Here is a 23,395-nt window from a genome sequence, read left to right as displayed (position 1 = left end):
GTGGACAACGACGCCACTACGATGTGCCACGGCGGCGTCACCCGGCGGCCCGACGAGGAGGTGCGGTGACCGCGAGCACGACGGAGCGGCCCGCGCCCGCGCCCGCGCCGGCTCCATCTCCACAGTGGAGGCTTTGGCGGCTCCGCGCCGGACAGATCGTGACCACACAGGTCGCGGCCGCCGTCCTGCTGGCCGCCCTGGGGCGGGGCGTCGCGCCGACCGCCGGGGCGTTGTGCTGCGCGGCCCTGCTGGTGCCTGCCGCGTGGGTCCGGTTCCGGGGCCGTTGGCTGCACGAGTGGCTCACCGTCGGCGCCGCGTACCTGAGCCGTCGCCGCGCCCTGCCGGCGGCCACCGAGCCCTCGGCGCTGCTGGACCTGGTCGGGCCGGGCACGGTGGTGCACGCCGCGGAGCTGGCCGGCGGTCCGGCCGCCGTGCTGCACGACGCCGCCGGGCTGACCGCGCTGCTGGAGCTCGGCGATCCGGACGACCTGCTCGGCGACCGCCCGCAGGCGCTCCCGGCCCCGCCCGACCTGCTCCCGCCCGCCGGCCCGGAGAGCCCTCCGGTCCGGCTCCAGCTGGTCTTCTCGGCCTCGCCGGCCCCCGTGCCGCCCGTCGCGTCCGGGCCGGCCGGGACGTCCTACCGCCAGCTCACCGACGGCCGGCTGGCCGGGCGTACGCGGGTGGTGCTGGCCGTGCGGGCGCTGCGGGCCGACGGCTGGTCGGACGAGGAACTGCTGCGGGCGCTCTCCGGGACGGTCCTGCGGATCGTCCGCCGGCTCGGTTCGCTCGGCGGCCGGCCGCTCGGCGCGCCGGCCGCCCTGCGGGTGATCGACGAGCTGGCCCATCACGAGACCGGCGCCCCGGCCCGGGAGACCTGGCCGCTGCTCACCGTGGGTGGGCTGGCCCAGGCCACCTGGCGGCTGCGTCGCTGGCCGGATCCACGGGGCGAGGCCGCCCGCGGGCTGGTGCCCCGGCTGCTCGCCGTGCCGGCCACCGCCACCACTGTCGCGCTCTGCGTCGGTCCCCGCGCCGACGCCGCGCCGACCCGGGCCGAGCTGACCGTCCGGGTGGCCGCCGGGAGCGTGGCGGAGTTGGCGGTCGCCGAACAGGCGCTCCGTCGGGCGGCCGGGGACGCGGGGGCGGAGCTGCACCGCCTCGACGGCGAGCACCTCACCGGGTTGGCCGCCACCCTGCCGCTGGCGGTGACCGGCGGCGGTGTGCCCCCGGCCGGGTCGCCGCCGGCCGCGCCGGACCTGCCGGTCGGCGGGTCCGGCCTGATGGTGGGCGCCAACCGACGCGGCGGCCCGCTCACCGTCCGCCTGTTCCGTCCGGCGACGACCCGGGTACTGCTGGTCGGCGGGGTGCCCGCCGCGCAACTGCTGGTGCTGCGGGCGTTGGCGCTCGGTGCCCGGGTGGCGGTGCAGACCACCAGGCCGCGCGCCTGGGAGGCGTTCGCGCGCGGGGTCGGCGGGCCCGGCGACGGGGTGCCGCTGCTCCCGCCGGGGCGGCCGGTCGGTGGCGCGCCCGGCTCGCCGCTGCGGCCGCTGCTGCTGGTGATCGACGCCGGCCCGGTGCCGCCGGAGGTCGGTCCGGCGGCGGCCTGGCAGTCGGTGCTGGTGGTCCGCGACGAGCTGACCCCGGCGGACGCCCCGGCGCTGGCCCGCGCCGACCTGGCCGTTCTCCAGCCGCTCGACCCGGCCGAGGCCGAGCTGGCCGGCACCGCGCTGGGGCTCGGCGGTTCCGCCGGTTGGCTCACCCGGATCCGCGACGACATGGTGGCGGTGGTCAACCGGCGGGCGCTGCGGTGGGCCCTGCTGTCGCCGACCCCGGTCGAGTCGCAGTTGGTCGGTCGTCCGGCCCGCCGCTGAGGCGTACGCGCTTCCGCCGGTGGGAGCGGCGTGGCACGATCCCGGCCATGGATTTCCTGAAGGGTCTTCTGATCCGGGTGGCGTCGACGGCGGTGGCGTTCTGGCTCGCCACGTTGCTCATCCCGGGCATCACGCTCGACTCCGGGTCCGCCATCGAGACGGTGACGACGCTGCTGCTCGTCGCGGTGATCTTCGGCGTGGTCAACGCGGTGCTCCAGCCGATCATCAAGACCGTGGGGTGCGGCTTCTACCTGCTCACCCTCGGGCTGATCGCGCTGGTGGTGAACGGGCTGCTGTTCCTGCTCACGAGCTGGATCGCCGGGGAGGCCGGGCTGCCCTTCCACGTGGACGGGTTCTGGCCGGCGGCGGTGCTCGGCGCGCTCCTCGTCGGCATCGTCACCTGGATCCTGGGCGCGGTCCTCGACCGCGACTGAGACGTCTTCGCCGCCCGCCCGGCACGCCGTCCGGGCGGGCAGGCCAGTGCGCGGGAATTGGCTGGCGAGCGGCCCCCGGAGCGGCACTAGCCTCGGCCGGGTGTTCACCCTGACGCGCGCCGACGGCTACCAGCTCAGCACCGACCCCGACCGGCTCGACCTGGGCCGCGTGCACACCTGGCTCGCCACGGACGCGTACTGGGCGCGGGGGCGGGAGCGGGAGACGGTCGAGCGCGCGTTCGCCGGCTCGATCGGCTTCGGCGTCTACCGTCCCGGTGACGGCCGGCAGGTCGCGGTCGGCCGGGTGGTGACCGACCGGGCCACGTTCGCCTGGCTGTGCGACGTCTACGTGGACCGGGCCGAACGTGGTCGCGGGCTGGGCACCTGGCTGACCGCGGGCGTCCGCGACCACGTGGCCGAGCTGGGCGTACGCCGGATCGTGCTGGCCACCATGGACGCGCACGGCGTGTACGGGAAGCTCGGCTTCCAGCCGGTGGCGGCGGACCGGTACATGGAACTGGACGAGCGGTGACGCCGGTCACCGGAAAGGACCGACGGCCGGCTTCACCACTTACGGTGGAGCCGTGAACCAGCTCCGCCTCGGCTATCTGTACGGCATCGGCGCGTACCTGCTCTGGGGTTTCTTCCCGATCTACCTGAAACTGCTCCGGCCGGCCGGGCCGGTGGAGATCCTCGCGCACCGGATCATCTGGTCGGTGGTGTTCGTGGCGCTGCTGCTGGCCGCCATGCGCCACGTCGGCTTCCTGCGGGCGCTGGCCCGGCGGCCCCGCGCGCTGGCCGGGATCGCGTTCGCCGCCGCGCTGATCGCGGTGAACTGGGGCACCTACATCTACGGCGTGAACTCCGACCGGGTGGTGGAGACCGCGCTCGGCTACTTCATCAACCCGCTGGTGTCGGTGCTGCTCGGCGTGCTGGTGCTGCGGGAACGGCTGCGCCCGGCGCAGTGGGCGGCGCTCGGCGTCGGCGCGCTCGCGGTGGCGGTGCTCACCGTCGACTACGGCCGCCTGCCCTGGCTGGCGCTCACGCTCGCGTTCAGCTTCGCCGGGTACGGCCTGGTCAAGAAGCAGCTCGGCCTGCCCGCCGCCGAGGGGCTCTTCGTCGAGTCGGCGGTGCTGGCGCTGCCCGCCCTGGCGTACCTGGGCTGGCTCGCCACGCGCGGCGACTCGACGTTCGGGCACGTCTCCGCCGGGCACACCGCGCTGCTGGTGCTGGCCGGCGCCGCCACCGCGATCCCGCTGCTGTTCTTCGCCGGCGCGGCCAACCGGCTGCCGCTGTCCACCGTCGGCATGTTGCAGTACCTGGCCCCGATCCTCCAGCTCGGCTGCGGCGTGCTGCTGTTCCACGAGCCGATGCCGCCGGCCCGCCTGGCCGGCTTCGCCCTGGTCTGGCTCGCCCTCGTCGTCTTCACCGTCGACGCCCTGAACCACACCCGCCGCACCCGGGCCGCCACCCGCCCCACCACCCCCGCACCCCCCACCCTCCTTCCGCGCTGATTCACGGAAAGCGTGGCTATTTCGCGCCGCACAGCCACGCTTTCCGTGAATCAGCGCGCAACAGACGGGGGGCGGGGGGCGGGGGCGGGGGCGAGGTGGGTGGGTTAGCGGAGGTCGTAGGCGAGGATGGGGGTGTCGGTGCCGCGGAGGAGTTCCAGGCGGACCAGGTCACCCCGGGTGAAGCGGGTGACGCCGGAGAAACGCAGGTCGTCGCCGGGCGCGGCCAGCCAGGACCCGATCTGCTCGGTCGCGCCGTCCGGGCCGTGCGCCACCAGCCGGAACGTGTACGCCTCGCGGTGCCCGGCCCGCCTGTCGTAACCGCAGTGCATGGTGACCTCGGTGCCCCACGGTGTCTCGGTCAGCCCCACCTCGGCGTGCACCGGCGCGGTCCCGGCGACCGGCCGCATCGAGGTGAGCGCCACCGGCCGGGGAGCCGGCTCGGCCGGCGGCCGGATCAGCGTCACGCCCACGCCGGCCAGCACCGCGAGCGCGGCGGCGGCGAGCGCGGTCGACGCGTACCGTCGTCGGGCGCGGGACCGGTCGCGGCGCTTGCGCGCCCGCGCGGCGTCGAGCAGCGCGGGCAGCCGTGAGGTCTCCGGGCCGACCTCCAGGAACTGCTCCAACCCGGCCGGGTCGAGCCGACCCAGCAGACCGGGCAGCACGGCGATCTCGGCCACCGCCTCCCGGCACTGCGCGCACCCGCCCAGGTGCCGCTCGTAGGCGGCGCGGTCGGCCGGGGCGAGGGCGCCCAGCACGTACGCGCCGTCGTCGTGCGCGAACTCGCAGCGGGTCATCCGGTCACCCCCATCTCGGCCAGCGCCAACCGTAGTGAGCGCAGCGCGTAGTGGGTGCGCGACTTCACCGTGCCCGGCGGTACGCCCAGCCGGGCCGCCGCCTCCGCCACCGACCGGCCCTGGTAGAAGCATTCGACGAGCACCTCGCGGTGGGTCGGGCTGAGGCGGTTGAGCGCCTCGGCCACCGTCCACGCCTCCACCGCGCGCTCCGTCTCGTCGACCGTCTCCGCGGTTTCCGGCAGCTCGTCGGTGTAGACCTCGCCGACCCGGGCGGAGCGGCGACGCCAGGCGTCGATGGCCAGGTTCCGGGCGGTGGTGAAGAGCCAGGCCCGGACCGAGCCACGCCGCGGGTCCAGCGACTCCGGGTGCCGCCAGGCCCGCAGCAGCGTCTCCTGCACCAGGTCCTCGGCGCGCGGCCGGTCGCCGTTGACCAGTCGCAGGGCGTGCGCGAACAGCGCGTCGGCGTGCTCGTCGTGCAGCGCGCGCAGCAGTTGGGCGTCGTGGTCGCTGATGGCGGTACCTCGCTTCCGGCGGCGGGGAGACCGGCGATGCGTTCGCCCGTCCGGGCGGTTGCGTTCGTCCTTGCATACGTGCCGGGCCGCCGAACGGTTCAGCCGCAGGTCACGCCGGAGCTGTTCACGTCCGGTTCATGTTCGGGCCGACGCGCGCTCACCGCGTGCTGGCACCGTCCGGCAGGTACGCGTCCGGGTCGACCGCCCGGCACGCCGTCCGACGTCCGACCAGGAGGCTCCACCCCATGAGCGAACGTCCTCGCCTGCTTCCGCTGCTGGGCGGCACCCGCCACGGCAGCCGCGACGCGATGACCTGTCTGTACCGGTGCGGCAACGCCTGCGACCACCCGGTGCCCAACTCCTCCGACAACCCGTACTTCGGCGACCTGGTCGACGCCGAGGTCTCCCGCCGCGGCGTGGTCCGGGCCGGTGCGGTCGGCGCGCTGGTGCTCGGCTTCGGCGGCGCCGCCGCGGGCGCGCTCGCCGGCGCGGCGCCGGCCGGTGCCGCGCCCGCCACCCCGACCGCCCCGGGCACGGACGAGGCCGTCGCCGCGTCCGCTCGCCCGGGCAGCGGCGCGCTGTCGTTCAAGCCGATCCCGCCGAACAAGCTCGACACGCTCGTGGTGCCGAACGGGTACGACCACGCCGTCGTCATCAAGTGGGGCGACGAGGTGGTCCCCGGCGCGCCCGCGTTCGACGTACGTCAGCAGAGCGCCGCCGCCCAGGCCAAGCAGTTCGGCTACAACAACGACTTCGTCGGCGTGCTGCCGATCGACCGTAGGCGCGCGCTGCTCGTGGTCAACCACGAGTACACCAACGAGGACCTGATGTTCCCCGGCTTCACCAGCCAGGACGCGCTGACCGTGGAGCAGGTGCGGGTGGCGATGGCCGCGCACGGCATGTCCGTGGTGGAGCTGGAGCGGGTCACGGACACCGGCCAGTGGCGGCCGGTACGCCGGGGCCGGCGCGAGTACAACCGTCGGGTCACGGCGCTGGCCACGAAGTTCGAGCTGACCGGCCCGGCCGCCGGCTCGGCGTGGCTGGGGACCGCCGCCGACCCGAAGGGCCGCACGGTCGTCGGCACGCTGAACAACTGCGCCGGCGGCGTCACCCCGTGGGGCACCGTGCTCTCCGGCGAGGAGAACTTCAACCAGTACTTCGTCGGCGGCGACGGCGCGCCGGAGGAGCTGAAGCCGAAGCTGGCCCGCTACGGCATCCCGACCGACGTGCGCTACCCGAGCGGCAGCCGCAAGTGGGACCGGGCCGACGAGCGGTTCGACCTGGCGAAGCACCCGAACGAGGCACACCGGTTCGGCTGGGTCGTCGAGATCGACCCGTTCGACCCGCAGGCCCGGCCGCGCAAGCACACCGCGCTGGGCCGGGTGAAGCACGAGGGCGCGAACGTCATCGTGGCCCGCAGCGGGCACGTGGTCGCGTACATGGGCGACGACGAGCGTTTCGACTACCTCTACAAGTTCGTGTCGGACAAGAAGTTCCTGCCGGGCAACTCCTGGGTGGCCCGCAAGCACAACCTGACGCTGCTGGAGTCGGGCACGCTCTACGTGGCCGCGCTGACCGGCGACAGCCCGGCCGGGGAGATCGACGGCAGCGGCACGCTCCCCGCCGACGGCGGCTTCGGCGGCCGGGGCCGGTGGATCAAGCTGGTCAGCGGCAACCGCTCGTACGTCGACGGGATGACCGCCGCCGACGTGCTCACGTTCACCCGGCTGGCCGGCGACAAGGTCGGCGCGACCAAGATGGACCGTCCCGAGGACGTCGAGCCGAGCCTGCTCACCGGCAAGGTCTACGTGGCGTTGACCAACAACAGCGACCGGGGCAAGGCCGGCAAGGCGCCGGCCGACGAGGCGAACCCGCGTAACGCCAACAAGCACGGGCAGATCCTGGAGCTGGTCGAGGAGCGCGGCGACAACACCGCCGAGACGTTCACCTGGTCGCTGCCGATCGTCTGCGGTGACCCGGCCGACGCCTCGACGTACTTCGCCGGGTACGACAAGACGAAGGTGTCGCCGATCTCCTGCCCGGACAACGTCGCGTTCGACGCCACCGGGAACCTCTGGATCTCGACCGACGGCAACGCGTTGGGCAGCAACGACGGCCTGTTCGCCACCGCCGTCGAGGGCCCGGAGCGGGGCCACCTGAAGCAGTTCCTCACCGTCCCGCTGGGCGCGGAGACCTGCGGCCCGTTCATCACCCGGGACAACCGGTCGGTGTTCGTGGCCGTGCAGCACCCGGGTGAGATCTCCGGCGCGTCCGTGGAGAACCCGGCCTCCACCTGGCCGGACGGTGACTTCGCCAAGCCCGGCGTGGTGGTCACCTGGCGCCTCGACGGGGGCCCGGTCGGCAGCTGAGCCCAACCCCGGGGCGGTCCGGCGCTGGACCGCCCGCTGGAGGGCCACCATCCGGCCGGGATGGTGGCCCTCTCAGTTCTCGGTGGCGATCCCGTCGGCGATCGCCCGCGCGGCGGTGAGCAGCTTCGCCCGCACCACCCGTGCCGAGGTCATCATCTCGCTGGCCGGCAACGCGCAGGCCAGCACCACCCGCCGCTCGATGTCCTTGTCCGGGGCGACGAGCACCGCGGCGCACGCCACGCCCTGCCGGAACTGGCCCAGTTCCAACTGCATGCCGCGCCGGTCGCCGGCGGCCAGGTCGGCCTCGAACGCCTCGACCGTGGTGAGGGTGGCGGTGGTGAACGGCCGCATACCGTACTCCCGCAGGTAGCGAAAGCGCTGCTCGGCGGTGAGCGTGGCGAGCAGGCTCTTGCCGAGCGCGGTGGCGTGCGCGCCCTCGGCGAAGCCCGGCACCAGATCCTCCAGGTACGGCGAGCGCGGCCCCTCGGCACACGCGGTCACCGCCACCTGCCCGCCGACGAAACGGCCGAGGTAGTGGCTCCAGCCGGTCTCCGCGGCGGCCCGGCGCAACGCCTCGCCGACCGCGGGCGGGCCCCGGAACGCGGTGACCAGCTCACGGTAGCGGTCGGCGATCTCCAGCCCGACGATGTACGTCCCGTCCTCGCGCCGGATCACGTAGCCCTCGTACGCGAGCGTGCGCACCAGATGGTAGGTGGTGGCGACGGTCAGTTCGCAGCGGCGGGCGATCTGCTTCACGGTGAGGCCCTTCGGCGCACGGCCGACCGACTCGAGCACTCGAAGCGCGCGGGAGACGCTGCGGATCAGGTCCGAAGGCTCCGCCAGAGGGTCGCGCACAACCACCTCCGCCGCCGGGGCTTACACCATATGAAAAAAGGTCCGGGTGCGAAATGCCTGTTCGGGTCGAGGATGTCAGATCACCGGGCACAGAACGTGCATCGACAGACACGATCAGCAGCGAAAACGCGGTCGGCGTAGGTTGACCGACAATGACTGAAACTATTTCGCGAACCGGTCGGCCGGCGGTCGGGCGACCGGTTCGGGTCGGTGCCGGCGCCACCGTCACCACGATCGCCTGCGTCCTGCCGGTCTTCCTGGTCGGCGGCCTCGCCGTGCAGCTCGGCGACGAGCTGGGCTTCAGCCCGGCCGGGCTGGGGCTGGCCGTCTCGGTCTACTTCGGCATCAGCGCGCTCGCCTCGGTGCCGTCCGGCGCCCTGGTCGAGCGGTACGGGCCGGCGCCGGTGGCCCGCGTCGCCATCGTGCTCTCCGCCGGCTCGCTGCTGGCCGTGGCCGGCCTCGCCCGGTCGTACCCCACGCTGGTGGCGCTGCTCGCGCTCAGCGCCGCCGGCAACGCGCTCGGCCAGCTCGCCAGCAACGCCGCGCTGGCCGAGCACGTGCCCGCCCACCGGCAGGGGCTCTCCTTCGGCGTGAAGCAGGCCGCCATCCCGTTCTCCACGCTGCTGGCCGGCGCGGCGGTCCCCACCGTCGCACTGACCGCCGGCTGGCGCTGGGCGTTCGTGGCGGCCGCCGGGGCCGCGTTGGCCGCGCTGCCGGCCGTACCCCGGTCCGATCGGGACCGGCGTACCCGGTCCGCCTCCGCCGCCCGGGGCGGCCGCCGGGCCGCGCTGGTGGTGGTCGGACTGGCCGCGACACTCGCGGCCGGCGCGGCGAACGCGCTGGGCACGTTCCTGGTCGACTCGTCGGCCGCACGAGGGCTCTCCCCCGGCCTGGCCGGCCTGACGCTGACGCTGGGCGGCGCGGTGTGCGTGTCCGCCCGGGTCGGCGTGGGGTGGCTGGCCGACCGGCGGGCCGGCGGGCACGTCGGCGTCGTCGCCGGGCTGCTGGTGGCGGGCTCGGTGGGGCTGCTCCTGCTCGCGGTGGCCGACCCGGTGCCGCTGGTCGCCGGCGTGGTGCTCGGCTTCGGGCTCGGCTGGGCCTGGCCGGGGCTGCTGACCTTCGCGGTGGTCCGGCTCCACCCGCAGGCCCCGGCCGCCGCCACCTCGATCACCCAGACCGGCGTGTACGCGGGCGGCTGCCTGGGCCCGCTCGGTCTCGGCGCGCTGGCCGGCACGGCCGGCTATCCGGCGATGTGGCTGACCGCGGCCGGCTCCATGCTCCTCGCGGCCCTGCTCATGCTCCTCGCCGCCCGCCTGCTGTCCCGCCCGGCCTGAGCCCTCCCCGCCCGCCACACGCCGTCCCGCCGCATCGTTGTGCCGGGCCACCGGGAAGATACTGCCTCGGACGGCTATGACCAGGTGTCATATTTATGACCATGCGGTATATGACTCCGCTGCGAACTGTTCCCGGCGGAGATCACGCTCGGTAACGGCCAGGAACGCAGGAACGGCCAGGAGCGGCAACCGAGCGTCCGCGGTCCAGACGCACGGGGCAATCGGCCGCCCGACGACCGCAGCAGGTCAGCTGGTGCGGTCGGCGATGTAGTCGCAGAGGGATTCGAGGGCGCGGCGGGCCGGGCCCTCGGGGAGCGGGGCCAGGTGGGCCCGGGCGTCCTCGGCGTAGCTGCGCACCGTCTCCCGGGCGCGCTTGAGCGCCGGGGACTCACGGAGCAGCGTGAGCGCCTCGGCGTGCAGCGCGTCGTCGACGAGCGGGCCGGTGGCCAGGATCTCCCGCAACCGGACGCTGGCCGCGTCCGAGTCGTCGCCGGCGAGCGCGTAGAGCACCGGCAGCGTGGGCACGCCCTCGCGCAGGTCGGTGCCGGGCGTCTTGCCGGACTGCACCGACTCGCTGGCGATGTCCAGCAGGTCGTCGGAGAGTTGGAACGCGACGCCGATGACCTCGCCGTACCCGGCCAGGGCCTCGATGTGCGCGGCGGACGCGCCACCGAACATGCCGCCGAAGCGGGCCGAGGTGGCGATCAGCGAACCGGTCTTCTCGGCGATCACGTGCAGGTAGTGCGCGACCGGATCGGTGCCGCGCGGGCCGACCGTCTCGGCGATCTGACCGTGCACCAGGCGGGCGAACGTGCGCGCCTGCAACCGGACCGCCTCCGGGCCCAGGTCGGCCGCGATGTCCGCGGCCCGCGCGAAGAGGAAGTCGCCGACCAGGATGGCCACCGAGTTGCTCCAGCGGGAGTTGGCGCTCGGCGCGCCCCGCCGCACGGCCGCCTCGTCCATCACGTCGTCGTGGTAGAGCGTGGCCAGATGGGTGAGTTCCATCACGACGGCAGCCGGGACCACCTGGGCGGCCTCCGGATCGCCGAACTGGGCGCCCAACGCCACCAACAGCGGCCGGAACCGCTTGCCGCCGGCCTCCATGAGATGCCGGGCCGCCTCGGCGACCAACGGGTCGGCGCTGGCCACGCCGGACCACAGTTGGGCCTCGACCCGGTCGAGGACGCCCAGCACGGACGCTTCGACGCGCGGGTCGGCGAGGTGCAGGCCGAGCGCGCCGAACTGACCTGAACGCTCGCCAGCCGGGTTCACCACGTCTTCAACCATGCCACACCCGTTCGACCTGCTCGGTGAGGGGGATACGGACCGGGGGCCGGTACGCCACGGCGTACCGGCCCCCGGGTGGAACCACTTCCGTCATCGGACGAATTCGGCGGCACCGGTGGTCAGGTCCAGCAGGGGCCCGGGGACCACACCGAGGACGAGCGTGGCGAGCACGCCGATCATCAGGGCGGCCGAGGTGAGCGCGCCCGGCACGGTCACCGTCGGGGTCGCCTCACCCGGCTCCGACAGCCACATCATCACCACGACCCGCAGGTACGGGAAGGCCAGCACCATGCTGGTCAGCACGCCGGCGATCACCAGCCAGGCCTGGTCGGCCTCCAGCGCCGGGCCGAAGATCGCGAACTTGCTGGTGAAGCCGCTGGTGAGCGGGATGCCGGCGAACGCCAGCAGGATGAACGTGAAGATCGCCGCGAAGAACGGCGAGCGGCGGCCCAGCCCGGCCCAGCGGGACAGGTGGGTGGCCTCGCCGTCCGCGTCCCGCACCAGCGTCACCACGGCGAACGCGGCGAGCACCGAGAAGCCGTACGCGGCCAGGTAGAACATCGTGCCCGACAGCCCCTCCTTGCTGGGGGCCAGCACACCCACCAGCAGGTAACCGGCGTTCGCGATCGACGAGTACGCCAGCAGGCGCTTGATGTCCGTCTGGGTGACCGCCAGCACGGCGCCGACCAGCATGGTCAGCACCGCCACCGCACCGATCACCGGCGTGAAGTCCCAGGAGGCCCCGGCGAACGCGACGTGGAACACCCGCAGCAGCGCGCCGAACGCGGCGACCTTCGTGCAGGCCGCCATGAAGCCGGTCACCGGCGTCGGCGCACCCTGGTAGACGTCCGGCGTCCAGACGTGGAACGGCGCGGCGGCGGCCTTGAAGAGCAGACCGATGGCGAGCAGCGCCATGCCGGCGAAGAGCAGCACCTGGCTGGACGAGGACTCGCCGACCGCGGCGTGCACGGTGGCGAAGTCGACGCCGGCGCCACGGCCCGGGATGCCGGACGTGAAGCCGTAGATCAGGGCCACGCCGAACAGGAAGAACGCCGAGGCGTACGCGCCGAGCAGGAAGTACTTCATCGCCGCCTCCTGGCTCAGCAGCCGCCGGCGGCGGGCCAGCGCGCAGAGCAGGTAGAGCGGCAGCGAGAAGACCTCGAGCGAGATGAACATGGTCAGCAGGTCGTTCGCCGCCACGAAGATCAGCATGCCGCCGATCGCGAACGAGATCAGCGGGTAGACCTCGGTGGCCCCGCCGACGCCGTCGGCCTGCTTCCGGTCCTCGGGCGACTCGGCGGTGACCGCCGCGTGCGCCACGAAGGCACCGCCCCGCTCCACCGTGCGCTCGCCGACCAGCAGCAGCGCCATCACGGCCAGCACCAGGATGGCGCCCTGGAGGAAGAGCGTCGGCCCGTCCACCGCGATCGCGCCGCCAGCGGTCACCAGCCGGGCGTCGGACTTCAGGATCACCATGGTGATCGCGGCCAGCGCCGCCACCAGGGCGAGCGCGAGCTGCACCGCGTTGCGCAGCCGGCGCGGCACGAACGCCTCGACCAGGACGCCCAGCAGGGCGGCGCCCAACATGATCAGGATGGGAGCGAGCGCCGCGTAGTCGATCGACGGCAGCTTCAGTTCACTCACTTTGAAGCCTCCTGGACGCTGCCGACCTCAGGGGCGGGATCGGACTTGCCGACGTCCTGCATGGTCGCCTGGACGGCGGGGTTGATGACATCGGTGACCGGCTTGGGATAGAAGCCGAGCAGCACGATCAGCGCGATCAACGGCGCGACGACGACCTTCTCGCGCAGGCTGAGGTCCCGACGCATGCCCTCGACCTCGGTGAGCGCCGGGTTCAGCGTGCCCTGGGTGGTGCGCTGCACCATCCACAGCACGTACGCCGCCGCCAGGATGATGCCGAGCGTGGCGATCACCGCGACCGGCTTGTTGACGGTGAACGTGCCGATCAGCACCAGGAACTCGGAGACGAACGGCGCGGTGCCGGGCAGCGCCAGCGACGCCAGACCGGCGAAGAAGAGCACGCCGGCCAGCACCGGCACCAGCTTGCCCGCGCCGCCGAAGTCGCTGATCAGCGCCGAGCCACGTCGGGCGATCAGCATGCCGACCACCAGGAAGAGCAGGCCGGTGGCGAGACCGTGGTTGAGCATGTAGAGCACCGCGCCGGTGCCGGCCTGGGTGGTGAACGCGAAGATGCCCACCCCGATGAAGCCGAAGTGCGCGATCGAGGTGTACGACACCAGCCGCTTCAGGTCGTTCTGCCCGACCGCCAGCAGCGCCGCGTAGATGATGCCGATCACGCCGAGCGCCAGCGCGTACGGCGCGAACCAGCGGGACGCCTCCGGGAACAGCGGGAGGCAGTAGCGCAGGATGCCGAACGTGCCGACCTTGTCCAGCACACCGACCAGGAGCGCCGCCGCACCGGCCGGCGCGGCGCCACCGGCGTCCGGCAGCCAGGTGTGGAACGGGAAGAACGGCGCCTTGATCGCGAACGCGAGGAAGAAACCGAGGAACAGCCAGCGGGCGGTGTTGGTGGCGAACTCGGCCTGGCTCAACGCCTGCCAGTCGAACGTCTTCCCGCCGACCACCCAGAGACCGATCACCGCGGCCAGCATGAACAGGCCGCCGACCAGCGAGTAGAGGAAGAACTTCACCGCCGCGTACTGCCGCTGGTGGCCGCCGTAGCTGCCGATCAGGAAGTACATCGGGACGAGCATGACCTCGAAGAACACGTAGAACAGGAAGACGTCGGCGGCGGCGAAGACGCCGATCATCGTGCACTCGAGGACGAGCAGCAGCGCGAAGTAGACCGGCACCGAACGCTTCGACTGCTCGGCGTCGTGCCACGACGCCAGGATCACCAGCGGTACCAGGATCGCGATCAGCATCAGCATGACCAGCGCGATGCCGTCCACCTCGAAGGTGAACCGCACACCCCAGTTCGGGATCCACGCGTACGACTCGCGGAACTGGAACCGGTCACCGTCGGCGGAGAAGGCGAACCACATCACCACCGACAGCACCAGCACCAACAGCGACCAGCCGAACGCCACCAGCTTGGCCAGGTCCGGCCGCCGACGTGGCAGCAGCGCCACCACCAGCGCGCCGACCAGCGGCGCCACGGTCAGCACCGAGAGGAACGGGAAGTTGGACATTATTCGGCCTTACCTCCGTCGTGACTGCGTGGCCCGCCGGCGGGGGCGGCCGCGTTGAGGTCGATCACGCCAGCCACCCCGCCTGTACCGCCAGGAACGCCGCCACCACGAGCAGCGCGCCGGTCAGGATCGAGGTCGCGTACGACCGCACGAAGCCGGTCTGGAGCCGCCGGAGCCGGCCGGAGCCCCCGCCCACCGCGGCGGCCAGGCCGTTGACCAGCCCGTCGACGCCCCGGTTGTCGAGGAAGACGAGCGCCCGGGTGAGGAAGATGCCCGGCTTCTCGAAGACCGCCTCGTTGACGGTGTCCGTGTAGAGGTTCTTGCGGGCGGCGGTGACCAGCACGCCGGCCGGCTGCGGCTCGGTGGCCGTGCCGTTGCGGAACAGGAACCAGGCCAGCCCGGCGCCGAGCACCGTGATGAGGATGGAGAGAATGGTGATCACGGTGTGCGAGAGCACGCCGTGCGCCTCGCCACCGGCCTCCTCGCCGAGCACCGGGGTCAGCCAGGACACCACGCTGTCGTTGAGCGTCATCAGACCACCGGCCACCACCGAGCCGGCGGCGAGCAGGATCAGCGGGATCGTCATGAGCTTCGGCGACTCGTGCGGGTGCTCGATGTCCTCGGTCCACCGCTTCGGGCCGTGGAACGTGAGCACGAAGAGCCGGGTCATGTAGAACGCGGTGAGCCCGGCGCCGAGGAGCGCGGCCATGCCGAACAGCCAGGCCGTCCAGCCCTCCCGCTCGAACGCGGACGCGATGATCGGCTCCTTGGAGAAGTAGCCGGAGAGCGGCGGGATGCCGATGATGGCCAGCCAGCCCATCATGAACGTCAGCCAGGTGATCTTCATGTACTTCGACAGCCCGCCGAAGCGGCGGATGTCCACCTGGTCCTTCATGCCGTGCATGACCGAGCCGGCACCGAGGAACATGTTGGCCTTGAAGAAGCCGTGCGCCAGCAGGTGGATGATCGCCAGCGCGTACGCGCCGCCGCCGAGGCCGACGCCGAGGAACATGTAACCGATCTGGCTGACCGTGGACCAGGCCAGCACCCGCTTGATGTCGTCCTTCGCCGCGCCGATGACGCAGCCCATCAGCAGCGTGAGCGCGCCGACGCTGACCACCACGAGCTGGAGCGTCTCGTTCGCCGAGAAGATCGGGTTGGAGCGGGCGATCAGGTAGACGCCGGCGGTGACCATGGTGGCGGCGTGGATGAGCGCGGAGACCGGGGTCGGGCCCTCCATCGCGTCCGGCAGCCACGCCTGGAGCGGGAACTGGCCGGACTTGCCGGCCGCGCCCAGGAGCAGCAGCAGGCCGAGCACCAGCACGGTGGTGGAGGTCAGCGAGCCGACCCCGTTGAACACCTCGTCGTACTGGGTGGTGCCGAGCATGGCGAACATGACGAAGATGCCGATCGCCAGGCCGGCGTCGCCGACCCGGTTCATCAGGAACGCCTTCTTGCCGGCGGTGGCCGCGCTCGGCCGGCCGTACCAGAAGGAGATCAGCAGGTACGACGCCAGGCCGACGCCCTCCCAGCCGAAGTAGAGCATCACGTAGTTGTTGCCGAGCACCAGCAGCAGCATCGCGGCGACGAACAGGTTGAAGTACCCGAAGAACCGTCGCCGGCCCTCGTCGTGCGCCATGTACTCCACGGCGTAGAGGTGGATCAGGAAGCCCACCCCGGTGATCAGCAGCACGAACACCGCGGCCAGCGGGTCGAAGAGCAGACCGAAGTCCACCTTCAGGTCGCCGACCGTGATGAACTGCCAGAGGCTCGACTGGACCTGCTTGTTCTCCAGGCCACGGAGCTGGAAGAAGTAGGTCAGGCCGAGCACGAACGCGGCGCCGATGGCCGCCACGCCCAGCCAGTGGCCCCAGCGGTCCGCCCGCTTGCCGAGCAGCAGCAGGACCGCCGCGCTGACCAGCGGGATCGCCACCAGCAGCCAGACACTGCCCAGCAGCCCATCCGCCGTAGCGAATTCCACAGTCTGTTCCACGACTGGCCCCTCAGTACTTCAGCAGGTTGGCGTCGTCGACGCTGGCCGAGCGCCGGGTCCGGAAGATCGCCATGATGATCGCGAGCCCGACCACGACCTCGGCCGCCGCCACCACCATCACGAAGAACGCCATGATCTGGCCGTTCAGGTCACCGTTGATCCGGCTGAACGTGACCAGGGTCAGGTTGGCCGCGTTGAGCATCAGCTCGACGCACATGAACAGCACGATCGCGTTGCGCCGGACCAGCACGCCCACGGCGCCGATGGTGAACAGCACCGCCGCGAGGATCAGGTAGTAGTCCGGGGTCACTGTGCTGTCCCTTCGTTCGCGACTGCGGGGCTCCGCTTCGCTGCACTCCTCGCGCTCACCGATCCGTGCCCTTCAGTGCGGTCTCCTCCGACGTCATGTCGCGCACCGGCATGATCTCCGGGATGCCGCGGTCGGTCAGCCGGCCGTCCGGCAGGCGGGCCGGCGTGGCCACCGAGGAGGAGGTGGCGAAGACGCCCGGGCCGGGCTTCGGGCCGGGGTAGTTGCCGGGACGGAACCGCGCCTTCATGGTGGCGACCTGGTCCATCCGGTCCTCCTTGCGCCGCTCCACGTGCGCCAGCACCATCGCGCCCACCGCGGCCGTGATCAGCAGCGCCGACGTCAGCTCGAAGGCGAAGACGTACTTGGTGAACAGCAGCCGGGCGATGCCCTGCACGTTGCCCTCGGCGTTCGCCTGGTCGAGCCCGGCCGCCTGCACGCCGTCGAGCGCGCGGTAGAGACCGGTGCCGACCAGGCCGGCGAAGCCGAGCCCGAGCACCACCGCGGCGACCCGCTGGCCGCGCAGCGTCTCGATCAGCGAGTCGGACGCGTCGCGGCCGACGAGCATCAGCACGAACAGGAAGAGCATCATGATCGCGCCGGTGTAGACGATGATCTGCACCATGCCGATGAACGGGCCGGCCTGGAGCACGTAGAACACGCCCAGGCAGAGCATGGTCAGCACCAGCCAGAGCGCGGAGTGCACCGCGTTGCGGGCCCACACCATGCCGAGCGCCCCGATCAGGGCCAGCGGGGCGAGGATCCAGAACGTGACCTCCTCACCCCCGGTCACGTCGCCCGCCGCGGCGAGCACCGTAGAAGTGGTCATACCCCTGCTCCCTTGCCCGCCTCGGACCGCTGCGCGGCCTGCTCGGCGCCGGGGAAGGTCACGCCGGGGTGCTCCTCCACCGGATACTGGCCGCCCATCGGCGAGTGCTCGGCGCCGGCCGAGGTGCCCGGGTTGGTCAGCGCACCGACGTAGTAGTCCTTCTCGCTGTCGCCCAGCCGCATCGGGTGCGGCGGCTGCTCCATGCCTTCGAGCAGCGGCGCGAGCAACTGCTCCTTCGTGAAGATCAGGTCCTGCCGGTTGTCCCGGGCCAGCTCGTACTCGTTGCTCATGGTGAGCGAACGGGTCGGGCAGGCCTCGATGCAGAGCCCGCAGAAGATGCACCGGGCGTAGTTGATCTGGTAGTTGCTGGCGTACCGCTCACCCGGGGAGAAGCGCTGCTCCTCGGTGTTGTCGCCACCCTCCACGTAGATCGCGTCGGCCGGGCAGGCCCAGGCGCACAGCTCGCAGCCGATGCACTTCTCCAGCCCGTCCGGGTGCCGGTTGAGGATGTGCCGCCCGTGGTAGCGCGGCGCCGAGACCGGCGGCTTGAACGGGTAATCGGTGGTGACGACCTTCTTGAACATGTGCGAGAAGGTGACCCCGAAGCCCTTGAACGTTCCGGTGATCGCGCCCACGTCACACCTCCCTGGACTCGGAGCCGGCGACGACGTTGGCCGGCTCCCGCTCGGCGACCACGCGCTTGGTACGCGGGCTCGGCGGAACCTGAAGATCCATCGGCGGCAGCGGGAAGCTGCCGTACGGCCGGCTGTCCGCCTGCTCCTGGGGCGACGGCTTCGGCTGCTTCTTCCGGCTCGGCCAGAAGAGCGTGGCCAGCAGCAGCACGCCCGCGCCGATGGCGGTGACGAGCAGCCGGTCCCGGGTCTGCCAGTCCTCGATCGAGCGGAGCCCGGCGAGCACCAGGATCCAGACCAGGTTGATCGGCAGCAGCACCTTCCAACCGAAGCGCATGAACTGGTCGTACCGGAGCCGGGGCAGCGTGCCGCGCAGCCAGACGAACACGAAGACCAGCAGGATCACCTTGCCGAAGAACCACAGCATCGGCCACCAACCCTCGTTGGCGCCCGACCACAGCGTGATCGGCCAGGGGGCCCGCCAGCCGCCGAGGAACAGCGTCGTGGTGACCGCGGACATGGTCACCATGGCGACGTACTCGGAGAGCATGAACAGCGCGAACTTCAGCGAGCTGTACTCCGTCATGAAGCCCGCGACCAGCTCCGACTCCGCCTCCGGCAGGTCGAACGGGGCCCGGTTGGTCTCGCCGACCATGGCGATGAAGAAGATGATGAAGCTGGGCAGCAGCAGGATCGCGTACCAGCCCGGGGTGGGCAGGTCGAAGCCGCCGATGCTGAGCTGCGTGCCGTCGGCCTGCTTGGCGACGATCCCGCTCGTCGACATCGTGCCGGCGGTCATGAAGACCGCCACGATGCTCAGTCCCATGGCGACCTCGTACGAGATCATCTGGGCGCTGGAGCGGAGACCGCCGAGCAGCGGGTACGTCGAGCCGGAGGCCCAGCCACCGAGCACGATCCCGTAGACGCCCATCGAGGAGCAGGCCAGGATCACCAGCACCGCCACCGACACGTCGGTGACCTGGAGCGGCGTCCAGTGGCCGAAGATGCTCACCTTCGGGCCGAACGGGATCACCGACAGCGCGGTGACCGCGGAGATCACCGAGATGGTCGGCGCGAAGAAGAAGACCACCTTGTCGGCGGCGCGCGGGAGGATGTCCTCCTTGAACGCCATCTTCAGGCCGTCCGCGAGCGTCTGGAGCAGGCCGAACGGGCCGACCTGGTTCGGGCCGGGCCGCACCGCCATCCGGCCGACCACCCGCCGCTCGAACCAGACGCCGAGCAGCGTGGCCAGCAGGCCGAACGCGAACGCGAAGACGATCTTCCCGAGGACCAGCCACCACGGGTCCTTGCCGAAGTCGGCCAGCGTCGGGTCCTGCGCCGCGAGGTAGACCGCGTTCACTGGTGTGCACCCCCTGCGTTGAGGAGCGGACCCGGCCGTGCGGCGGCGTCCGCGGCGACACGTCCGGCCGGTACGGCCGGCCCGTCGGTAGAGCCCGCGGTCACCTTGACCACATGACCGGACGTCGCGCCGAGGCTGCGCCGCACGGTCGAACCGGGTGAGTTGGTCGGCAACCAGACGACACCGTCCGGCATCTCGGTGATCGCCGCCGGCAGGGTGACCGCGCCGCGGTCGGTGCCGACCGTGACCGGGTCGCCGTCGGCCACGCCGAGCGCCTCGGCGGTGCCCTTGCCCAGCCGGACGACCGGCAGGCGGGCGGTGCCGGCGAGGTGCTCGTCGCCGTCGGTGAGGCTGCCCAGGTCGAGCAGTTGGTGCCAGGTCGCCAGCACGGCCTCGCCCGGACCGGGCTGCGGCACGGTGGCCGGGTCGACCGAGGGGGCGGACGGCCGCTCGGTGCGGGTCCGGGGCAGCGCGCCCAGCTCGCGGCGCACGCTCAGCACGTCGCCGGTGCCGAGCCGCACGTCGAGCTGCGCGGCGATCGCGTCCAGCACCCGGCCGTCGGTCATCGCGCCGGTGTCCAGCACCCGCTCGAAGGTCCGCAGCCGGCCCTCCCAGTCCAGGAAGCTGCCGGCCTTCTCGACCACCGGGGCGACCGGGAAGACCACGTCGGCCCGGCGGGCCACCGCGCTCATCCGCAGTTCCAGGCTGACCAGGAACGGCACCGCGTCCAGGGCCGCCTCGGCACCGCGTGGATCGGCCAGGTCGGCCGGGTCGACGCCGGCCACCACCAGCGCGCCGAGCTTGCCGTCGGCCGCCGCGGCGAGGATGCCGTCGGTGTCGCGGCCCGCCTGGCTCGGGATCACCCCGGCCGGCAGGTCCCACGTCTCGCCCAGCTCCGCGCGGGCAGCCGGCTCGGTGACCACCCGGCCGCCGGGCAGCAGGTTCGGCAGGCAGCCCGCGTCGACCGCGCCGCGGTCGCCCGCGCGCCGCGGCACCCAGGCCAGCCGGGCGCCGGTACGCCGGGCCACGTCCGCCGCCGCCGACAGGCCGCCGGGCACCGCGCCGAGCCGCTCGCCGACGATCAGGATCGCGCCCGGCTGCCCCAGCGCCTCGGCCACCGTGGCGTGCTCGGCCAGCACGCTGGCCTCCTCGCCCGGCACCACCCGGGCCAGCTTGGCCCCGAGCTTCTCCAGGCCGCGGGTCGCGAACGGCGCGATCGCGTACACGGTGAGCGTCTTCTTCAGGTACGCCTTGCGCAGCCGCAGGAAGAGGATCGGGCACTCCTCCTCCGGCTCCAGGCCGACCAGCACCACGGCGGGCGCGTTCTCCACGTCCGCGTAGGTCACGTCGGTGGCCCCGGCGACGTTGCTGGCCAGGAAGTCGGCCTCCTCGCGGGAGACCGGGCGGGCCCGGAAGTCGATGTCGTTGGTGTGCAACGCGACGCGGGCGAACTTGGCGTACGCGTAGGCGTCCTCGACGGTGAGCCGGCCGCCGGTGAGCACCGCCGTGCCGGTCGCGCCGTCGCGGGCCGCGCGCAGCCCCTCGGCGGCCCGGGTGAACGCCTCGCTCCAGGACGCCTCGCGCAGCTCACCGGTCTTCTCGTCGCGCACCAGCGGGGTGGTGAGGCGGTCGAACGCTCGGGCGTACTGGAAGCCCCAGCGACCCTTGTCGCAGTTCCACTCCTCGTTCACCGCCGGGTCGTCGCCGGCCAGCCGGCGCAGCACCTTGCCCCGCCGCCAGTCGGTGCGCTGCGCGCAGCCGGCCGAGCAGTGCTCGCAGACGCTGGGCGAGGAGACCAGGTCGAACGGGCGGGAGCGGAAGCGGTACTGCGAGCCGGTCAGCGCGCCCACCGGGCAGATCTGCACGGTGTTGCCGGAGAAGTAGGAGTTGAAGGGGACGTCCCCCTCGTCGCCCTCCTCGCCGTACGCGTCGTCCCGGTAGATGTTGATCTCCTCGTGCGAGGAGCGTCCCATCAGGTCGATGAACTTGTCGCCGGCGATCTCCTCGGAGAACCGGGTGCACCGCTGGCAGAGCACGCAGCGCTCGCGGTCGAGCAGCACCTGGGTGCTGATCGGCAGCGGCTTCGGGTACTCCCGCTTGTGCTCGTGGAAGCGCGAGTCCGTCCGGCCGGTGGACATCGCCTGGTTCTGGAGCGGGCACTCGCCGCCCTTGTCGCACATCGGGCAGTCCAGCGGGTGGTTCAGGAGCAGCAGCTCCATCACCCCCTCCTGGGCCTTCTTCGCGACCGGCGAGGTGAGCTGGGTCCGCACCACCATGCCGTCGGCGACGGTCTGGGTGCAGGAGGCGACCGGCTTGCGCTGGCCCTCCACCTCCACCAGGCACTGCCGGCAGGCGCCGGCCGGGGCCAGCAGCGGGTGGTCGCAGAAGCGCGGGATCTCGGTGCCCAACTGCTCGGCGACCCGGATCAGCAGCGCCCCCTTCGGCGCGGTGACCTCGACGCCGTCGATGGTCAGCGTGACGGTCTCGGTCTGCTTGGCTACGTCCGTCATCAGTGCGCCCCTACCAGGGTCTTCTCCGACAGCTTCGGTGCGGTACGTCCCTCGATGTAGTCGAGGTAGTCCTGCTTGAAGTACTTCAGCGACGAGGTCACCGAGCTGGTCGCGCCGTCACCCAGACCGCAGAACGAACGGCCGAGGATGTTGTCGCAGGTGTCGAGCAGGGTGTCCAGGTCCTCGTGGGTGCCCTGGCCGGCCAGGATGCGCCGGTAGACCCGGACCATCCAGTAGTTGCCCTCCCGGCACGGGGTGCACTTGCCGCACGACTCGTGGTGGTAGAACTCCAGCCACCGGTAGGTCGCGTACACCGGGCAGTCCTGGTCCGAGAAGATCTGGGTGGCCGTGGTGCCCAGGATCGAGCCGGCCGCCGCCACCCCCTCGAAGTCCAGCGGCACGTCCAGGTGCTCGGCGGTCAGCAGCGGCGTCGACGAGCCGCCCGGCGTCCAGAACTTCAGCTCGTGCCCGGGCTGCATGCCGCCGGCCAGCTCGATCAGCTCGCGCAGCGTGATGCCCATCGAGGCTTCGTACTGGCCGGGGTCGGCGATCCGGCCGGAGAGCGAGTAGATCATCGGGCCGGACGACTTCTCCGTGCCCATGGTCTTCCACCAGTCCGCGCCGCCCAGCACGATGTACGGCACGCTGGCGATGGTGCCGACGTTGTTGACCACGGTCGGGCTGGCGTACAGGCCGTGGGTCGCCGGGAACGGCGGGCGCAGCCGGGGCTGGCCCCGGAAGCCCTCCAGCGAGTCCAGCAGCGCGGTCTCCTCACCGCAGATGTACGCCCCGGCGCCGGAGTGCACCACCAGGTCCAGGTCGAAGCCCGAGCCGAGGACGTTCCGGCCGAGGTAGCCCTTGGCGTACGCCTCGGCGACCGCGCTGCGCAGCCGGCGGGCGGCGTGCACGGCCTCGCCGCGGATGTAGATGTAGGCCCGGTTGGCCCGGATCGCGTACGAGGCGATGATGACGCCCTCGACCAGCGAGTGCGGGTCGTGGGTCATCAGCGGCAGGTCCTTGCAGGTGCCCGGCTCGCCCTCGTCGGCGTTCACCACCAGGTAGTGCGGCTTCCCGTCGCCCTGCGGGATGAAGCCCCACTTGAGCCCGGTCGGGAAGCCCGCGCCGCCCCGGCCACGCAGCCCGGAGTCCTTGATGAGCTGGATCAGGTCGTCCGGGTGCGCCTTGAGCGCCTTGCGCAGGGCGGCGTAGCCGTCCAGTTTCTCGTAGGTGCCGAGCCGCCAGGCGTCCGGCGACAGCCAGCGCTTGGTGAGCACCGGCGTGAGCTTGGCCAGCGTCTCCGGCCGAGGAGTGGTCACTTCCGGACCCCCGTTCCGCTCGCGTCCGCCGGGTCGGCGCCGTCGGCGTCCGTACCGGCTTCGGCGTCCTTGAGGTTGCGCTCCTGGGCGCCGGCCGCGTCGCCGGCGGGCTTGCCGTCGCCGGCCGGCGGGTTCGCCGCCGCGCCGGCCGCCTCCGCCGCCCGCGCGTCGCGGGGCGCCGGGGCCGGGCCGTCCGTCGGGACCTTGGTGCCGGGCGCGTCCGCGACCGGGGTCCGCGCGTCCGGCTGCCGGGTCTCGGCGGTACGCACCTGCGGCGACTTGTCGTCCGGCGCCTTCACGTCCGGCGC

General features: G+C 72.4%; 19 protein-coding genes. 6 read left to right on the top strand and 13 right to left on the bottom strand.

From position 1 onward, the window contains the following. Window positions 1–158 precede the first annotated feature (158 nt). The 4 genes from eccE (at window position 159) to rarD (ending at window position 3,816) form a co-directional block, all read left to right on the top strand. Window positions 159–1,868, top strand: a complete 1,710-nt coding sequence (eccE, locus tag OG767_RS03210) for a type VII secretion protein EccE (RefSeq protein WP_405092075.1) — start codon at window positions 159–161, stop codon at window positions 1,866–1,868. Window positions 1,869–1,915: 47 nt separating this feature from the next. Then, entirely contained in the window at window positions 1,916–2,302 is a 387-nt protein-coding gene (locus OG767_RS03205; RefSeq protein WP_405092074.1) for a phage holin family protein, read from the top strand. Window positions 2,303–2,402: 100 nt separating this feature from the next. Continuing rightward, on the top strand, window positions 2,403–2,834 hold the full coding sequence (locus OG767_RS03200) for a GNAT family N-acetyltransferase (RefSeq protein WP_281943581.1): 432 nt from the start codon (window positions 2,403–2,405) through the stop codon (window positions 2,832–2,834). A 52-nt stretch (window positions 2,835–2,886) separates the two neighbouring features. Beyond that, entirely contained in the window at window positions 2,887–3,816 is a 930-nt protein-coding gene (rarD, locus tag OG767_RS03195) for an EamA family transporter RarD (RefSeq protein ID WP_405092073.1), read from the top strand. Window positions 3,817–3,920: 104 nt separating this feature from the next. Here rarD and OG767_RS03190 read toward each other — a convergent pair whose 3' ends face one another. Together OG767_RS03190 and OG767_RS03185 are read right to left on the bottom strand one after the other, a co-directional pair. Beyond that, entirely contained in the window at window positions 3,921–4,610 is a 690-nt protein-coding gene (locus OG767_RS03190; protein ID WP_405092072.1) for an anti-sigma factor family protein, read from the bottom strand. After that, complete coding sequence (locus OG767_RS03185) at window positions 4,607–5,122, bottom strand: sigma-70 family RNA polymerase sigma factor (protein WP_107154686.1); 516 nt, start codon at window positions 5,120–5,122, stop codon at window positions 4,607–4,609. The genes OG767_RS03190 and OG767_RS03185 overlap by 4 nt, the downstream gene beginning before the upstream one ends. Window positions 5,123–5,367: 245 nt before the next feature. On the opposite strand from OG767_RS03185, the gene OG767_RS03180 reads away from it, so the two are divergent. Then, window positions 5,368–7,491 carry a PhoX family protein gene (locus tag OG767_RS03180; protein ID WP_405092071.1) on the top strand — a complete coding sequence of 708 codons (2,124 nt, stop codon included), beginning with the start codon at window positions 5,368–5,370 and terminating at the stop codon, window positions 7,489–7,491. Between the two features lie 72 nt (window positions 7,492–7,563). On the opposite strand, the gene OG767_RS03175 is transcribed toward OG767_RS03180, so the two are convergent. After that, window positions 7,564–8,346 (bottom strand): IclR family transcriptional regulator, encoded by a 783-nt coding sequence (locus OG767_RS03175; protein ID WP_107154684.1) that lies wholly within the window; start codon window positions 8,344–8,346, stop codon window positions 7,564–7,566. A gap of 152 nt (window positions 8,347–8,498) precedes the next feature. Between OG767_RS03175 and OG767_RS03170 the strand changes: the two genes are divergently transcribed. Then, a complete protein-coding gene (locus OG767_RS03170; protein WP_405092070.1) occupies window positions 8,499–9,680 on the top strand; it encodes an MFS transporter in 1,182 nt (393 codons plus the stop codon). Window positions 9,681–9,926: 246 nt separating this feature from the next. Here the strand turns inward: OG767_RS03170 and OG767_RS03165 are convergent, their stop codons facing one another. The 10 genes from OG767_RS03165 to nuoF all read right to left on the bottom strand — a co-directional run bounded on the left by OG767_RS03165 (window position 9,927) and on the right by nuoF (window position 23,087). Beyond that, on the bottom strand, window positions 9,927–10,967 hold the full coding sequence (locus tag OG767_RS03165; protein WP_405092069.1) for a polyprenyl synthetase family protein: 1,041 nt from the start codon (window positions 10,965–10,967) through the stop codon (window positions 9,927–9,929). 90 nt (window positions 10,968–11,057) lie between these two features. Beyond that, window positions 11,058–12,611 (bottom strand): NADH-quinone oxidoreductase subunit NuoN, encoded by a 1,554-nt coding sequence (nuoN, locus tag OG767_RS03160; RefSeq protein ID WP_405092068.1) that lies wholly within the window; start codon window positions 12,609–12,611, stop codon window positions 11,058–11,060. Continuing rightward, on the bottom strand, window positions 12,608–14,140 hold the full coding sequence (locus OG767_RS03155; protein ID WP_107154680.1) for an NADH-quinone oxidoreductase subunit M: 1,533 nt from the start codon (window positions 14,138–14,140) through the stop codon (window positions 12,608–12,610). The genes nuoN and OG767_RS03155 overlap by 4 nt, the downstream gene beginning before the upstream one ends. Window positions 14,141–14,204: 64 nt before the next feature. Further along, complete coding sequence (nuoL, locus tag OG767_RS03150) at window positions 14,205–16,133, bottom strand: NADH-quinone oxidoreductase subunit L (protein ID WP_405092067.1); 1,929 nt, start codon at window positions 16,131–16,133, stop codon at window positions 14,205–14,207. Window positions 16,134–16,143: 10 nt separating this feature from the next. Continuing rightward, the gene (nuoK, locus tag OG767_RS03145) at window positions 16,144–16,443 is read right to left on the bottom strand and encodes an NADH-quinone oxidoreductase subunit NuoK (protein ID WP_089154544.1); all 300 of its coding nucleotides are present in this window, start codon (window positions 16,441–16,443) and stop codon (window positions 16,144–16,146) included. Window positions 16,444–16,498: 55 nt separating this feature from the next. Beyond that, window positions 16,499–17,269, bottom strand: a complete 771-nt coding sequence (locus tag OG767_RS03140; protein ID WP_405092066.1) for an NADH-quinone oxidoreductase subunit J — start codon at window positions 17,267–17,269, stop codon at window positions 16,499–16,501. Next, the gene (nuoI, locus tag OG767_RS03135) at window positions 17,266–17,904 is read right to left on the bottom strand and encodes an NADH-quinone oxidoreductase subunit NuoI (protein WP_405092065.1); all 639 of its coding nucleotides are present in this window, start codon (window positions 17,902–17,904) and stop codon (window positions 17,266–17,268) included. The genes OG767_RS03140 and nuoI overlap by 4 nt, the downstream gene beginning before the upstream one ends. 1 nt (window position 17,905) lies before the next feature. Next, window positions 17,906–19,261, bottom strand: coding sequence for an NADH-quinone oxidoreductase subunit NuoH (nuoH, locus tag OG767_RS03130; protein ID WP_281943601.1), 1,356 nt, complete (start codon window positions 19,259–19,261; stop codon window positions 17,906–17,908). After that, window positions 19,258–21,771, bottom strand: a complete 2,514-nt coding sequence (locus OG767_RS03125; protein ID WP_405092064.1) for an NADH-quinone oxidoreductase subunit G — start codon at window positions 21,769–21,771, stop codon at window positions 19,258–19,260. The genes nuoH and OG767_RS03125 overlap by 4 nt, the downstream gene beginning before the upstream one ends. Then, entirely contained in the window at window positions 21,771–23,087 is a 1,317-nt protein-coding gene (nuoF, locus tag OG767_RS03120) for an NADH-quinone oxidoreductase subunit NuoF (protein ID WP_405092063.1), read from the bottom strand. The genes OG767_RS03125 and nuoF overlap by 1 nt, the downstream gene beginning before the upstream one ends. Window positions 23,088–23,395: the final 308 nt, after the last annotated feature.

This window comes from Micromonospora sp. NBC_01392, assembly GCF_045040125.1.
Taxonomy (GTDB): Bacteria; Actinomycetota; Actinomycetes; order Mycobacteriales; family Micromonosporaceae; genus Micromonospora.
This window is presented reverse-complemented; position numbering and strand designations above follow the sequence as displayed.

Excerpts from the sequence above, each read along its gene's own strand:
- OG767_RS03170 (WP_405092070.1), top strand. The coding sequence starts at position 8,499 with ATGACTGAAACTATTTCGCGAACCGGTCGGCCGGCGGTCGGGCGACCG.
- OG767_RS03140 (WP_405092066.1), bottom strand. The coding sequence starts at position 17,269 with ATGACCACTTCTACGGTGCTCGCCGCGGCGGGCGACGTGACCGGGGGT.
- OG767_RS03155 (WP_107154680.1), bottom strand. The coding sequence starts at position 14,140 with ATGTCCAACTTCCCGTTCCTCTCGGTGCTGACCGTGGCGCCGCTGGTC.
- OG767_RS03125 (WP_405092064.1), bottom strand. The coding sequence starts at position 21,771 with ATGACGGACGTAGCCAAGCAGACCGAGACCGTCACGCTGACCATCGAC.
- OG767_RS03180 (WP_405092071.1), top strand. The coding sequence starts at position 5,368 with ATGAGCGAACGTCCTCGCCTGCTTCCGCTGCTGGGCGGCACCCGCCAC.
- OG767_RS03190 (WP_405092072.1), bottom strand. The coding sequence starts at position 4,610 with ATGACCCGCTGCGAGTTCGCGCACGACGACGGCGCGTACGTGCTGGGC.
- OG767_RS03165 (WP_405092069.1), bottom strand. The coding sequence starts at position 10,967 with ATGGTTGAAGACGTGGTGAACCCGGCTGGCGAGCGTTCAGGTCAGTTC.
- OG767_RS03205 (WP_405092074.1), top strand. The coding sequence starts at position 1,916 with ATGGATTTCCTGAAGGGTCTTCTGATCCGGGTGGCGTCGACGGCGGTG.